Here is a 14760-nt window from a genome sequence, read left to right on the forward strand (position 1 = left end):
CTTGGCAGATTATTTAAGAAAAGAGCTGTTTCTATTAGAAAAAACGCTCTTTTATAAAGGAGTAAACCTCATAAAAACCAAAATTAACTTTCTTTTAATAATTTGAGAAGGTGGTGCAAACCATATTTCACAGCACGCTTGCGAATGCCTGATCGGCTGCCAGTAAACATCCATTCAAACACGTCTGTCTGATCTTTTGTCGATAGCCCGATAAATACTTTTCCAACTGGCTGTCCTTCGTGTGGTTCAGGACCTGCCACACCTGTAAAGCTAATACCGATATCGCTTCCCGTCAGTTTTCTAACGCCTTCTGCGAGCTCTAACGCACACTCTTTGCTGACAGCACCATGAGAAGACAATGTTTCTTCACGGCAGCCCAGCACTTGCTGCTTGACTTGATTTGTGTAACAAACCACACTACCGTTTAAAATGGATGATGCCCCTTCGAGATCTGTCAGCCACTCTGAAAACATACCACCAGTCAGGCTTTCAGCCGCTGCTACTGTTTTCCCGTGTTCATGCAAGGCCTTTGAAGCTTCAAAGGCAAGAGATGTATCACCATATCCGTAGAAGTACTCGCCGACCCGTTCTAAAATTTGTGCTTCTGTTTCTTTTAACAGACGCTCTGTTTCTTTTTCATCCTCATGCTTGGCTGTCAGCCTTAGCGTCACTTCCCCGTCAGCTGCAAGCGGTGCAATCGTCGGATTGGTCTGTGCATCAATTAAATCTTCAAGATCTGTTTCGAGTTGAGATTCACCGATGCCAAAGAAACGCAAGACAACAGACACGATTTTTTCCTTTAGGCCGAGTTTTTCAGAAATAAGCGGCTTCGCTTCGTTTTCAAACATCGGATGCAATTCACTTGGCGGTCCAGGGAGCAGAATGTAAAACGTATCTCCCTCTTGTATAAACATACCAGGTGCCATTCCGAAACGGTTTACGAGCACATCAGATCCCTCTAGAACGAGCGCCTGTTTACGGTTGTTCGGTGACATATCACGTCCGGTTTTACGGAAGTATTCTTGAATAGACTCAAATGCTTCTTCATTTAGCACAAGCTCTTTACCGAGCGTACTCGCAATGGTTTCTTTTGTTAAATCATCTTTCGTTGGTCCAAGACCCCCTGAGAAGATAATAAAATTCGATCTTTCCTGTGCCACTTGAATGGCCCTTTTTAAACGCTCTGGATTGTCACCAACTGCTGTGTGGTAATAAACATTCACACCAATTTCAGCTAGTTGTTTGCTGATGAATTGTGCATTCGTATTCGTAATTTGCCCTAGCAAAAGTTCGGAACCGACTGCAATAATTTCTGCTTTTCTCTCTGACTTCAAAGCGTACACGTCCTTTTTAGTTAGAATTCTTTAAGGCTTCCCAGTTTTTCGCAAAGTAATCCCAGCCTGAGACAACAGTGAAGAACACCGCTACCCACATAGCAAGATCACCAAATGGGAATGATACAAGTTCAAACGGCAGGTTATGCAAAAGAAGTGCGGAAATCGCAATGATTTGCGCCCACGTCTTCACTTTTCCAAGCATATTGGCTGCGACCACTTCACCGCCTCCAGCTAAGACAAGCCTTAGGCCTGTTACAGCAAATTCACGGCTAATGATCACAATTGCCATCCATGCCGGTGTGAGATTGTATTGAACAAGTATAATTAAAGCCGCTGAAACAAGCAATTTATCTGCAAGCGGATCTAAAAATTTACCAAAGTTTGTGACTAAATTGAGCTTACGTGCATAGTAACCATCAATCCAGTCGGTTGTCGAAGCGACAATAAACAAGATCGCTCCAACAAGGTGAGTGACTTCGATGCTGACGTCACCAAAGCGCGCAACACCCCAATCTAATGGAGCAAGCATAATCAACATAAACACAGGAATCAAGGCGATCCTAGAAAGAGTAATTTTATTCGGTAAGTTAAACATGAATTCCAATCCTCCAATAAGGCATTTTTTTATGTATATAATAGTAGGAACAAAAGAAAAGTCATCTACTTGCTTAAGATGACTTTTCCTTTCCTTTATTCACAATCACAATGTTTTGTGTCATGGTGTTTTTAGGGTCTAATTCGTACTTCAGCGTTTCGTCATTGACTTTAATATCGATTCCCGATGCATTTCCTAAGCGAATATCGACTTGGGAAAGATCAGTCAAGTCTGTTTTAAACGATTCGCCATCTTTCAATTCACCCATCTTCAGCACTTTTCCAGATTCGTCTCTCACACGAAGCCATGAAGCTTGTGAGGCAGAAATGGTTAGCTCCATCTCTTCTGCACCTGATACTTCATACGTTGTCGTAGAACCCTCTGTATTCGTCGCCTTCAAAGAAACATCTTCATCGTCTTTAGATGAATCCTTTGAGGAATCGTCTTTTTCAGATGATTTTTCTTGATCATCTGACGAAGCTTTTTCCTTTTTCTTTTGATCCTTTGCAAGCGATGAATCCTTAGACACTTCGTATTTTGATTCTGATTGCTGAGGAGCCGCCTGATTATTTTTTTGTCCGCTATCATGATTAACCGCTTGAACGATCACATAAATGATAGCGATCACCACAAGGATCCCTCCAATGATTAAAATCGTCGGAAGCAGCTCCAGTACCTTTGAGGCAGGCTTTGGCAGCTCTCGTTGCGGTTTAATATTTGATAATTTATCAGACACTTCATCGTTATACGTGCTTGGTACATCTTTACGAAACTCTTCGAACAATTGTTCAGGATTCAGTCCAACGGCTTCGGCATATTGTTTAATAAACGCTCTGACGTAAAATTTACCTGGAATGATATCATAGTTTCCTTGTTCTATTGCTAGCAAATAGCGCTTTTGGATTTTGGTAGCCGCCATCAAATCCTCCAGCGACATCCCTTTTTCCTCTCTGGCCTCAACGAGCCGTTTTCCCAATTCAGTCAAAACAAACACCTACCATTACCATATTAAAAATCGAAGCCAGAAAAACCAGAATGATCAAACACTTGTGGTTCTTCAGCGTGCTCGTATGTAATTTCTTCGTCTGCACTATTACGCAATTCAATGATGTAGTCGAAATCATCCATTGTATATTCTGAATTTTGAATAAAGATATCTGGATGCTCTACCACCTTTGTAGCAGGCAGTCTCATAATTTCTCTTAAAAGCTGCAAGTGCTTTTCAGAACCTCTTCTTGTCGACACAATCCCATCAATAATAAAGACGTTATCTGGGCTGTATTCATCTGCAATCAGCTGACTGCGAATGGTCTGTTTCAAAAGAGTCGACGATACAAACAGCCACCTCTTACTTGCACATACACTTGAAGCAACAATTGATTCTGTTTTTCCAACCCGCGGCATGCCGCGAATTCCAATCAATTTATGTCCTTCTTTTTTAAATAATTCAGCCATAAAATCGACAAGTAGACCAAGCTCGTCCCTTTCAAAACGGAACGTCTTTTTGTCATCCGCATCACGCTGAATGTATCTTCCATGACGAACAGCTAAACGGTCACGAAGTTTTGGCTGTCTTAGTTTCGTTACTTTTATCGTTTCCATTGTATTTAAAATTGATTCAAGCCGCTTAATTTGGTCTGTGTGGTCACATCGAAGAAGCATGCCGCGTCTTGATACATCAACACCATTAATTGTCACAATATTAATTGAAAGCATCCCCATTAAAGAAGAAATGTCTCCTAAAAGTCCGGGACGGTTCACCTGTATCTCATATTCAAAATACCATTCGAGCTTTGCCAAATGATATTACCCCCTTCATTGTGGCAAATTTTTACCTTCCTTTATCATAAAGCATTTTCACATTTTTAGAAAGCACAATGTTGCTAAACGGTTAAAATAAAAAGAGAGGCACAAACGACCTCTCTTTTTGTTTAGTGCGAGCTATTATTTTCAACTAGCTTGACCATCATGTTTGCAATGGCACGCTGCTCATCTTCTGATGCAACGCTCCAAAGGTCAGAAAGTACTCTTTCTTGCTCATTCTTTGCTTCAACTTCATTAGCCAGGTATCCGCCAATTTCATACGCAAGGTTATTGATGGTATCATCTGATAAACCTTTATCCTGTGCATGATTTAAACGGTCACCTAAAAAGTTTTTCCAATGGTCCCAGCTCTCAAGTACAGACATGTCGATTCCTCCATTCGAAAAGATGAATTACAGCCATAGCTTTTGTCATGGAGAGACGAATTATACACGTTTTTTAACAGTACCAGCCGCCATTGACAGATAAAATTTGACCTGTGATATAACTTGACTGCTTGGAGGCAAGAAACCAAATGGCATCGGCTATCTCTTCAGGTGCGGCAAGACGGCCTAGTGGAATCTCCTCTTCCATCATCGCAAGGTCTTCTTGTGTGAAGCTTTTCATCATATCAGTCTGAACCGCACCTGGTGAGACTGCATTTGCTCTAATTCCACTTGGGGCAAGCTCTTTGGCAAGCCCCTTAATGAAGGCATTTTGAGCACCCTTGACCATACTGTACAGTACTTCACACGAGGCACCCGTTTCCCCCCATATTGAGCTAACCGCAATAATATGTCCTGACTTTTTTTGAATCATGGCAGGCAAAATGGATTGGGTAAGCTCATATGGACTTGTCACATGAAGCTGCACCATGCTGGCTAGAACTTCTTTTTCAGTATCTGTCACTAAACCAACATGACTCTTTCCGCTATTTAAAACAAGAATATCTGGATCAAGCGGCAGGCGGCTGACAAGCTCTGCTGCTCCGCCTGTTTTCGCTAAATCAGCTTTAACGACGTACGTTTCTACTTGATATGTTTCTTTGAGATCAGCGGAAAGACGACTAGCCGCTTGTTCATTTTGATGATAATGGAGCATCAGATGGCAGCCTTCTTGGGCAAGCTTTTTGGCTGTCGCCTGCCCAATTCCGCCACTAGCACCAGTAATCAGTGCCCAACGACTCATACTTTGTTCCTACTTTCTTTATGGAAACCTTATTCTTTTCGTTTAAATGGGAACCAATTCGCTGATCCGAACAATTTGACCATCACAGGTACGAACAATGGTAGCACAACGAGCGCATACAATAAAAGCCCTGTGAGAACAAGTGTTGCAATCTGTAAGAGTGACAATACACCTGATGGCAGCATCGCTGCAAATGTTCCTGCCAAAATGACGGCAGCAGACATAATAACAGATCCCATATTTTTCATTGATTCAGTCATGGCAAACTGGATGTCTTTTGTTTTGTATTCATTGAACCGTTCCATTAAGAAAATTGAATAATCGACTCCAAGCGCCATTAAGATGACAAAGCCAAAGAATGGAACAGCCCAGTTGATGCCCGGATATCCGAAGAAATGGGTGAAAATAAATTCGGTTATACCAATGGCGGTAAAGTACGTTAAAATCAGCGATCCAACTAAGTAAAGCGGCATCACGAGCGAACGGAAGAGAATCACTAGTATTAAGAAAATACCGATCATCATGTAAAGAACCGTCTTATTGAAGTCTTGGTCTGACAGCTGTTTTAAATCAGCGTTCATACTTGATACACCAGATACGCCAAATGAAACATCTTTTAGGTTTGTTTCAGGAAGTGCACGTTTGACCGAAGCTTCTACTTGTTTAATTGTTTTCATGGCGTCGTTTCCATATGGATTGTCTTCTAAAATGACGTCAATCTTTGTCATTTTGCGGTCATCCGACATGTAGGAATCGAACACTTGCTTGAATGCTTTATTTTTTAGGACATCTTTTGGAATAAACCAACCAGCCATGTCTTGATCTGGTGCGTTTTTCAGTTCATCTAAGTAGTCTCCTGCACCCATTAAGCCGTTTGAAATTTTCTCAAGGCCGTCGACACTTTTGTTTAGACCATCCGTCAGCTTGGTCAGATCGTCACCAAAGCCGCCAATTTTTTCTTTCATTTGTTTTTGACCATTAATGATGTCGCCGGCTCCATTTGCAAGTTTAGGCATACCATCAGCTAACTGCCCTTGGCCTTTAGACGTTTGATCTAGCCCGTTTTCAATGGCTTCTAAGCCAGCAATCAGCTCATCAATTTGATTTGTAAACACTTTTTGCTGCTCTGAAGCTTTTGCGATAAAAGCATCTGCTGCTTCAAGCTGTTTTTTTGCTTCTTTTGCTTGTTTTGCATAGCTGTCTGCCTGTTTAGCGCCTTCTTGCAAAGTAGCAGAAAGTTCGTTATATGAAGCTTTGATGGCTTGATATGATTGGTTTTCTTTCACCTGCGGAATTTGCTGCTCAAGTGTACTGAACTGTTTATTCGCTTGACTGATCAAAGCTTTCACATCCGCTGCGGCAGAGGATGACGTATCGACTTGTGTCAATGCGGCTTTTAATTCTTTAGAAATGCTTTTATACAGTGCTACTTGCTGATTTACTTGTGCGACTTGATCTGTTAATTCCTTTTTCGCACCCTTTATTCTTTCTTTAATTTCAGAAACACCTTTTTTATTTTGATCAATTCCGTTTTGCAGATCTCTCATCGTTTTTTCGACGTTTTGAATACCTGATTTTACGGATTCGGTTCCAGTAATCAATTTGTTAATGCCTTTTCCAGATGATTTAATTTGTGGTGTTTGATCCTCGATGGATTTACTCATGGTTGTAAGAGCATCTTGGATCTTTTTCAACCCTTCGTTACTTTTATCAAGCCCGCTATTTAGCTCTTTGGCTTGAGATTTCACGTACAGATCATTCAGTCCTTTTCCAACAGGGCGTGTCGCACTTCTTACTTTACTCACGCCATCTGTTTGTTCAATCGCACGACTAAGTTTTTCAATAGCAATCAGACCTTCGTTATTGTCTAAAAGATCGGATGATTTCACGACAACTGTTGCTGGAAGGGCTTCACCTGGTCCAAATTTGTCAGAGATCGTATTAAATGCATTGACGGATTCGTATTTATTGCCGATTTCGTCTAGGTTGTTATATGAAAGTGTTCCTTTATACATGAGAATCGCTGGAAGGGTAATAATTGCAACGATTAGCAAGCTGAGAAGTGGTTTCTTAAATGAAAAACGACCAGCTGTTTCCCACATTTTCGATTGCGGGTGGGCAATATCGCCTTTGATCGGCCAAAATAACACTTTTCCTAAAACCGCCATAAAGAATGGAACGACAGTGAGCAGTGCCACAATTAACACGGCGACACCAACCGCCACGGCTACAGCTGATTTATACAGTTGGAATTCGGCTAAACCGATACACGTAAAACCAATGAGGACAGCAATTCCGCTGAATAAAACGGTTTTACCTGCCGTCTTATATGTTGTAATAATCGCCTCAATCTTATCTTTTCCGTGAGATAGTTCTTCTTTAAACCGGCTTAGCAATAAGATGCAGTAGTCGGTTCCAATCCCAAACATGATGGCGACCATAAAAATTTGGGTAAAGGTCGAGAGCGGAAAATCAACATACTTTACTAGGTAAGCCACAATGGATTGGCTGACCAAATAGGAAAGCGCCACGGCCACTAAAGGAACGAATGGTGCCACTGCGGATCTAAAGACAAGCACAAGAACAATTAAAATAAACCCTATTGTAATGAATTCCGTTTTTTTCAGACCTTCTTGTGAGCTTGTGATGACATCATCGTCGATGAGCGGCTGCCCTGTCATTTCAAATTTCAGGTTCAGGCTCTTAAGCTTTTCATTGACTCTTTCTTTAAAATCGGATGCTTTGATTTTGTTCGAGTCGTATGTAACTGGAACAAGAAGTGTTGTTTGATCTTTAGAGAGCATCTGTTTTTTAATATCTTTGTTTGCATCAAAATAAGAAGTGATGTCTTCAACATGGAGATCTTGATCCTTTTCTAAAATCTCCATCGCTTTCTTTAAAGAGGCTTCTCTTTCTTTGACGATATCCTTACCTTGAAAGACAATGACGATCGATTTTTCCGTATCCCCATTTTCAGACATGTTCTTTAATAATTGATCGGCATAGGAAGAAGGATAACCATCAGGAACAGAAATCTGCCCTTTTTCTTTTGTTAATTGCGCCATATTAGGAGCGGTGATTAATAATACAGCCGCTAGTACGACCCAAAGGATCGTGATCAGCCATCTACCCTTTATGATTGCTCTCATTACTATGTTGTGCCTCCTCTTCGATGATAATTTGATAAATCTTTTCATATGTTTGAATAAATGATTCGATTTCTTTTTCATCAAATTTTTCTAAATATGACCGAACAAGATCCTGAAGCTGCTTTTCCATTCGGCTGACTACATCTTTTCCTTCAGGTGTTACATAGAGATGAACGTTTCTTCGGTCAGCTTGATCATGTTCACGATAAATATAATCTTTATTAAAAAGACGATTGGTCATGGATGTCACAGCACTTTTGTTGACATTACATTCGATGGCAAGGTCTGTTGATGTACATCCTGGGTGTAAATTGATGTATCGAAGCGAGTAATATTGATCAAGTGTCAGTTCTTTATCGAGCTTTTCCGTGATCATACTCGATACTTTTTTCTCCATCATGAGATAGACGTCCGCATATCTCTGGATGAGCTGGGCAATTTTATTTTGTACCATATGCTGCTCCTTTAGTTTGATTGTTTAACTATTAAAGAGTTTAACTAATTACCGAAACAATTGTCAATCAATATCTTCACATATAAAGCGCTTTCTTTAGCTGGACACAAAAAAGACAAACTCTTATACGTTGAGTTTGTCTTTTTTTCATTTATTTTCCTTTCGGCACGACTTTGAAAACTGACATTCTTTCTTCATCAATTTCTTCGTCTAAGATTGCCTGAATATCTGTTAATTGGATTTGCTCCAGTACTGGCACGACATCAAATAAGCTCATTTCTAAGAATGCGTATCGAGTGAATTGATTGGCGATGTACTCTGGGGAGTTCATCGCTTTTAAAAAGCTGCCAATTTTTTTCTTGCGAGCAAGTTCAATCTTTTCTGCTGTGATCAGGCTTTTTGCTTGAAGAAGCGTTTCTTTTAATTCATCTGCGAGTTGATCAGGGTCATTTGTGTCTCCGCCAACTGAAGTGAAGCCAAAACCGCCTTCTTCCGTATAATCGTAACTGAATGTCTCATCAATCAAGCCTTTTTCATACATACGCTCATATTGCAGAGAACTTTTACCAAACAATGTCTCTAAAATAAGATTCATGCCAAGCTCATGTTTGAGGAGCTGTTTTCCTTTTTTATGCGGGTTTTTCGTTTTCAAACCAAACATACATTTAGAACCTTGTACATTCATTTTCAGTTCGTATTCTTTTCGGTATACACGATCAGGTTCATTGATCTCTTTCCGCTGAATATCCGGCTGATCGGTAAATGGTTTTTTTGCCTGATTCGCTCTTACTTGGTCTAAAATTTGCGCCGGATCAACAGGACCCACTACAAAAAGAAGCATATTGCTTGGGTGATAGAACGTTTCGTAGCATTCATATAAATGGTCTTTCGTAATTGGCGCAATGCTTTCAACGGTTCCAGCAATATCAATTCTCACTGGGTGCTCTTGATAGAGGTTTTCGATCAGACCAAAGAATAAACGCCAATCTGGATTGTCATCATACATGTTGATTTCTTGACCAATGATGCCTTTTTCTTTTTCGACCGTTTTTTCAGTAAAATAAGGCTCTTGCACAAAATCAATGAGTGTTTCAAGATTCTGTTCGACATTGGCCGTGCTTGAAAATAAGTATGCCGTTCTCGTAAACGTCGTAAATGCGTTTGCGGCTGCTCCCTGTTTACTAAATGTATGAAACACATCACCATCTTCTTTTTCAAACAGCTTATGCTCTAAGAAATGGGCAATTCCATCAGGCACTCGGATCATGTCTTCTTTGCCAAGCGGAACAAATTCATTGTCGACAGAGCCATATTTTGTTGTGAAGGTTGCATATGTTTTGTTAAACCCTTGCTTTGGCAGCACATAGACGTCTAGTCCGCTGTCCATTTTTTCGTGATACACCGTCTCTTGCAGCTGATCGAATTGAATTGTTTTCACTGTCATGAAGCACCCTCCGTTCCTTTAAGAAAATAGGTCGTATCCCATTCGATTTTTTGACCCACTTTGATGATGTCCTCTTTTGTCACTCTGTCTAACGCATCTAAAAAGGAATCGAGGCTCTCCCCTGTTGGCACGACGGCATGCTGATATAAGTATTCCGCTGTTCCATAAGACGTATCAATTGTTTCGAGCAACTGGTTTTTGACGACAGCCTTTGTCTGTTCAATTGCTTCATCAGAAAAATCGCCTTTTTGCATGGCATCAAATTGTTCTTTGATGATGTCTACTGCCTGCTGATAGTTGCCGACTTCAATTCCTGACATGACCATCATCAAACCTTTAAAGCTCTCAAGTCTAGAAACAGCATAGTACGCAAGACTTGCCTTTTCGCGCACATTGATAAATAGCTTTGAATGCGAGAAGCCGCCGAATATGCCATTAAACAAATGCAGCGCCGGATAATCTTTATCCGCTATCGTTGTATGTGTGCGAAAACCAATGTTTAGCTTTCCTTGTTTTACGTCCTCTTCATCAATGACTTCTTTTGGCTCTATTTGTAATCTTGATGATTCGGTATTTTGTTTGACCGGCTCTCTTTCACTTGTTTTAAAGTATTGCGAGACCATTCGATTGATGTCTTGTTCATCAACGTCTCCCACAACATAGAGATCCAGCTGGTTTGACTGAAGTGCATGCTCGTATGCTTTAAAGAGCGCTTCTGACGTAATCGCTTCGACGTCTTCCATTTCACCATTGACGTGCAGTGCATATGGCTCACCATTACACATTTCCTGCACAAGTCTTAAGTTTGAATAGCGCATTTTGTCATCATAAACGGCTTGAATGCGCTGTTTCAATGTTCGTTTTTCTTGCTCAACGTACAATTCATGAAATACCCCGTTTTCCACGTACGGGTGGAATAATAGTTCAGAAAGTAAGGCAATCCCTTTTTCTAGTAAAGGGGTTTGATCCTTTAAATATTTTTCATTCGCCATTTCTAGACGAAAGGTAATGATGTGATTTTCACCTTTTTTCGCCATGTCTGCGGAAACGGTCGCCCCATAGAGCTCGTCGAAATAAGCACGAAGCTCTCCCGTTTTCGGCATTTTTTCTGTTCCTCTTAAAAGCACATGCGGGAAAAGAGAACGCATGGTGACGTCATCTTTGGATAAAGGCGCAAGCATTTTAAAAAGGATCGTCACGGTTTTAAATTTTTCTGTTTTGACAATATGAGTATGAAGACCAGGTGTATCAAATGTCTTCTCTTGTAAGTACGTCATGAGAAACCTCCTTTGTTCATCCTATTTATTATGTATTAGAACATAGCTGATATATACGTGAAACAGCCATTTAATAGTCATTATATCAATCAGAGGAAAGGATAGGAAATAAAAACGCCTCTGCTAAAAGCAGAGACGCAGGTTGTTATTTCATTCTAAACGGCCACCAATTCCATTTTCCAAAGATGCGAACCATGACCGGGATAAAGAGTGGTAGAACAACAAAAGCATATAATAAAAGTCCAATGAGTACGACCGTTGCAATTTCAACTAATGATAATACACCCGAGGGCAGCATCGCAGCAAAAGTACCCGCTAAAATAGCAACTGCTGAAATAATGACCGACCCCATATTTCTCATCGCTGATATCATGGATGCTTGAACATGCTCTCCCTTCCATTCATTAAAACGATCCATGAGGAAGATCGAATAATCAATGCCGAGGGTCACAAGGATCACAAAGCTGAAAAATGGAACAGCCCAGCTGACACCATCGTAGCCAAAGAATGTTTTGAAAATCCATTCTGTTAAGCCAATGGATGTAAAATACGTTAATATGAGTGACAGTGTTAAGTATATCGGCATGACGATTGACCTTAATAATATAACTAAAATAATAAAGATACCAATTAACATGAAAATAACCGTTCTAATAAAGTCACCGTCTGACGTTTCTTTTAAGTCAACATTTAAACTGGAGATACCAGATACACCGTAGTTGGCGTTTTTCAAACCACTTACAGGTAAATATTGATCAAGGGTTTCTTCAATTTTTGCTACACCTTTCATTGCTTCATTGCTGTATGGATTTACATTTAAAATCACTTCAAAGGTTGTTAATTTACGATCTGGGGACATATACGTATTAAATATTTTCTTAAATTCATGGCGTTTCAGTACTTCTTCTGGTATAAACCAGCCCGTTACTTCTTCATCTGGTGCTTCCTGAAGCTGTTTTAAGTAGCTGTCCGCCTCGGTAAAGCCGCTTTTTACTTGCTCAAGTCCGGAAATACTTTCATCTAATCCATCTGTTAATAGTGAGAGTTTAGATGATAGCTGGTTAAACCCTTTTTTCACGGCTTTTTGGCCATCAGTCAGTTGATCTGCACCATCTTCAATTTTAGGCATTTCTTTGATGAGCTGTTTTTGTCCTTTATTCGTTTCATCAAGACCATCATAAATTTGATCTAGACCTGTCATCAGCGCCTTTACTTGTTGTTTGATTTCTTTTTGCTTGTTTGAGAACGTTTGAATGACTTGATCTGCTTTCTTGATCTTTTGTTTAAAGGCAGATGCTTCCTCTTCATAGACGCTCATTTGCTCTCCAGCTTGATCGAGCATTCCTTTTGTGTCTTTGAATACTTTTTTGATTTCTTTATATTCATTCATATCTTTGATTTCTGGAAGCCGGTTTTCAAGTCCTTCAAATGATACGTTTTCATAGGATTGTTTCACTTTCTTAATCGTTGTCATCAGTTGCTCATTTGATGTTGCGTGACCTTCGAGTGTGCTTACGACTCGTTCAAGGTCTTGAATCATGGTTTCACTTCTGCGGTATTCTTGCTCTAATTCTTTTTTCGCTTGTTTGATTTCAGTGCGAATGGTTCCTACGCCCTCTTTACTGCGCCTCACACCATCCTCTAAAGAAATGAGTGATTTCCTCACTTCTCCGATCCCGCCTTTGATGGCTTTTGTCCCATCAATCAATTGATCAATCCCTTTAGCGGATTCTTCAATTTTTGGTTTTTGTTTGAGAAGTGCTAAGTTTGTTTCGGTCAAGCCATCTGTAATTTTCCCGATGCCCTCATGACCTTTCCCAAGCTCTCCTCCTAGCTCTTTCGCTTGAGAGGTAACATAGAGCTGACTCAACCCATCTCCAACTGGGCGAGTGACACTGCGAACCGCTTTTACTTCCTCAATGTCACTTAACTTACGGGTCAGTTTTTCAATCATGACGATCTTTTCTTGATTATCGAGCTCATTGTCACTTTCGACAAGCACATTCAGCGGCAGCGCTTCACCAAAGCCAAATTGCTCAGATATCGTATTAAATGCAGACACTGACTCATACTTTGTCCCAATCTCATTTAAACTATTATAAGAAAGAGTGCCGTCATACATCAGAATTGGAGGAACAGTGATGAGTGCAACTACCCCTAAGCTGATGAGCGGTCTTTTAAATGAAAAGCGCCCAGCCCATTCCCAAATCTTACTTTGTGGATGACGAATGTTTTCTCTTTTAGACGGCCAAAAAAGGGATTTTCCGAAAACCGACATAAAAAAGGGAACGATTGTGACAAGTGCAATGAGCAGAATGCCAACGCCTACGGCAACGCTGACGGCTGATTGGTACAATTGGAATTTTGCGAAACCAATACTTGAGAAGCCGACTAACACAGCTAAGCCGCTGAAAAAGACTGTTTTCCCTGCACATTGATACGTGATGATAATCGATTCTTTGACATCACGCCCCTGACCAATCTCCTCTTTAAAACGGCTTAAAAGTAATATACAATAATCCGTTCCTATACCGAACATAATAGCTACCATAAAAATCTGAGTGAAATTAGACAGAGGAAATGGTGTATATTCTACGAGAAAAGCCACAATACACCGGCTGACAGCATAAGAAATGCCAATCGTAATAAGCGGAACAACAGGTGCCAGTATCGATCTGAATACAATTATTAAAATAAAGAAAATAAAAATCATCGTAATAAGTTCAGTTTTCTTCAGACCTTGTTGAGAGCTTTTAATGACATCTGAGTCCACAAATTTTTGACCTGTCATTTCATATGAGACGTTGTAGGGCTTTAAAACTTCCTCAATTCGTTCTTTAACCTTCACAGCTTTTGTTTCGTAGTGGTCGAATTTGAATGGAACAAGAAGTGTACTTTTATCCTTTGATAAAAGTTGTTTTTGAATGTCACGTTCTACATGAAAATACGAAGTAATTCCGTCAATGTGGAGTTCTGGGGCATGTGTCATGAGTGCAGCTAAAGCCTTTTTTAATTCCTGCTCTTTGGCAGGGAACAAATGTTGTTCGGAGAATACAATCACACCAGTATCTTTTTTCCCATTATGATCTGAAAGCTTATCCAATAAGTGAAGTGCCTCAGCTGTTGGTGTCCCCTCTGGAACCTTTAACTGCCCTTTTTCTCTTGTTAATTCCTCTAAATTGGGCGCAGTAATAAACAGAATCACAGCTGTTATCATCCACACCATTAATACAATCCATCTTGCTTTAATTATTTGCAACATAGCTGCTTCAAGCTCCTTCTAGTTCATCAATCAATTTGCTGTTTTTGAGCGTGTCTGAAGTGCTGACTTCGTCTCCATCAACGTGCTAATGGCAGGATGACCTATTCAATTGTCCTTTCGTGTTGAAGAAACGCATATCCATCATCAGCCACGAGCTCAATTTCTGCCTTAAACAAAGACAGAAAATGAATGTTTTTGAACACCTCCTATTTGGGATAATTTAAAAGATATTACTATACATTAGTTTAACT

Annotated in this window: 11 protein-coding genes; all 11 read right to left on the reverse strand. The window is 40.2% G+C overall.

From position 1 onward, the window contains the following. Window positions 1-83: 83 nt before the first annotated feature. On the reverse strand, window positions 84-1334 hold the full coding sequence (locus EBQ12_RS01005) for a competence/damage-inducible protein A (RefSeq protein ID WP_007499480.1): 1251 nt from the start codon (window positions 1332-1334) through the stop codon (window positions 84-86). Window positions 1335-1350: 16 nt separating this feature from the next. Next, the gene (pgsA, locus tag EBQ12_RS01010) at window positions 1351-1932 is read right to left on the reverse strand and encodes a CDP-diacylglycerol--glycerol-3-phosphate 3-phosphatidyltransferase (protein WP_008344688.1); all 582 of its coding nucleotides are present in this window, start codon (window positions 1930-1932) and stop codon (window positions 1351-1353) included. 73 nt (window positions 1933-2005) lie between these two features. Beyond that, window positions 2006-2917, reverse strand: a complete 912-nt coding sequence (locus tag EBQ12_RS01015) for a helix-turn-helix domain-containing protein (protein ID WP_008344690.1) — start codon at window positions 2915-2917, stop codon at window positions 2006-2008. A 23-nt stretch (window positions 2918-2940) separates the two neighbouring features. Further along, entirely contained in the window at window positions 2941-3732 is a 792-nt protein-coding gene (locus EBQ12_RS01020) for a DUF3388 domain-containing protein (protein ID WP_003211480.1), read from the reverse strand. A gap of 131 nt (window positions 3733-3863) precedes the next feature. After that, complete coding sequence (locus tag EBQ12_RS01025; RefSeq protein ID WP_008344693.1) at window positions 3864-4121, reverse strand: DUF3243 domain-containing protein; 258 nt, start codon at window positions 4119-4121, stop codon at window positions 3864-3866. A 73-nt stretch (window positions 4122-4194) separates the two neighbouring features. Beyond that, complete coding sequence (gene ymfI, locus EBQ12_RS01030) at window positions 4195-4923, reverse strand: elongation factor P 5-aminopentanone reductase (protein ID WP_125588847.1); 729 nt, start codon at window positions 4921-4923, stop codon at window positions 4195-4197. 29 nt (window positions 4924-4952) lie between these two features. Next, window positions 4953-8072, reverse strand: coding sequence for an MMPL family transporter (locus tag EBQ12_RS01035; RefSeq protein WP_052320343.1), 3120 nt, complete (start codon window positions 8070-8072; stop codon window positions 4953-4955). Next, window positions 8050-8526 (reverse strand): MarR family winged helix-turn-helix transcriptional regulator, encoded by a 477-nt coding sequence (locus EBQ12_RS01040; protein ID WP_007499493.1) that lies wholly within the window; start codon window positions 8524-8526, stop codon window positions 8050-8052. The genes EBQ12_RS01035 and EBQ12_RS01040 overlap by 23 nt, the downstream gene beginning before the upstream one ends. Window positions 8527-8677: 151 nt before the next feature. Further along, window positions 8678-9970: an EF-P 5-aminopentanol modification-associated protein YfmH gene (gene yfmH, locus EBQ12_RS01045; RefSeq protein ID WP_125588849.1), complete on the reverse strand. Its 1293-nt coding sequence runs from the start codon at window positions 9968-9970 to the stop codon at window positions 8678-8680. Beyond that, the gene (yfmF, locus tag EBQ12_RS01050; RefSeq protein WP_125588851.1) at window positions 9967-11247 is read right to left on the reverse strand and encodes an EF-P 5-aminopentanol modification-associated protein YfmF; all 1281 of its coding nucleotides are present in this window, start codon (window positions 11245-11247) and stop codon (window positions 9967-9969) included. The genes yfmH and yfmF overlap by 4 nt, the downstream gene beginning before the upstream one ends. Before the next feature lie 145 nt (window positions 11248-11392). Then, the gene (locus tag EBQ12_RS01055) at window positions 11393-14509 is read right to left on the reverse strand and encodes an MMPL family transporter (protein WP_125588853.1); all 3117 of its coding nucleotides are present in this window, start codon (window positions 14507-14509) and stop codon (window positions 11393-11395) included. Window positions 14510-14760 lie beyond the last annotated feature (251 nt).

It is taken from the genome of Bacillus sp. 2B09 (assembly GCF_003946835.1).
Taxonomy (GTDB): Bacteria; Bacillota; Bacilli; order Bacillales; family Bacillaceae; genus Bacillus; species Bacillus altitudinis.

Coding starts and splice junctions, on each gene's coding strand:
- EBQ12_RS01040 (WP_007499493.1), bottom strand. CDS start 8,526: ATGGTACAAAATAAAATTGCCCAGCTCATCCAGAGATATGCGGACGTC.
- pgsA (WP_008344688.1), bottom strand. CDS start 1,932: ATGTTTAACTTACCGAATAAAATTACTCTTTCTAGGATCGCCTTGATT.
- yfmF (WP_125588851.1), bottom strand. CDS start 11,247: ATGACGTACTTACAAGAGAAGACATTTGATACACCTGGTCTTCATACT.
- EBQ12_RS01055 (WP_125588853.1), bottom strand. CDS start 14,509: ATGTTGCAAATAATTAAAGCAAGATGGATTGTATTAATGGTGTGGATG.
- ymfI (WP_125588847.1), bottom strand. CDS start 4,923: ATGAGTCGTTGGGCACTGATTACTGGTGCTAGTGGCGGAATTGGGCAG.
- EBQ12_RS01025 (WP_008344693.1), bottom strand. CDS start 4,121: ATGTCTGTACTTGAGAGCTGGGACCATTGGAAAAACTTTTTAGGTGAC.
- EBQ12_RS01035 (WP_052320343.1), bottom strand. CDS start 8,072: ATGAGAGCAATCATAAAGGGTAGATGGCTGATCACGATCCTTTGGGTC.
- yfmH (WP_125588849.1), bottom strand. CDS start 9,970: ATGACAGTGAAAACAATTCAATTCGATCAGCTGCAAGAGACGGTGTAT.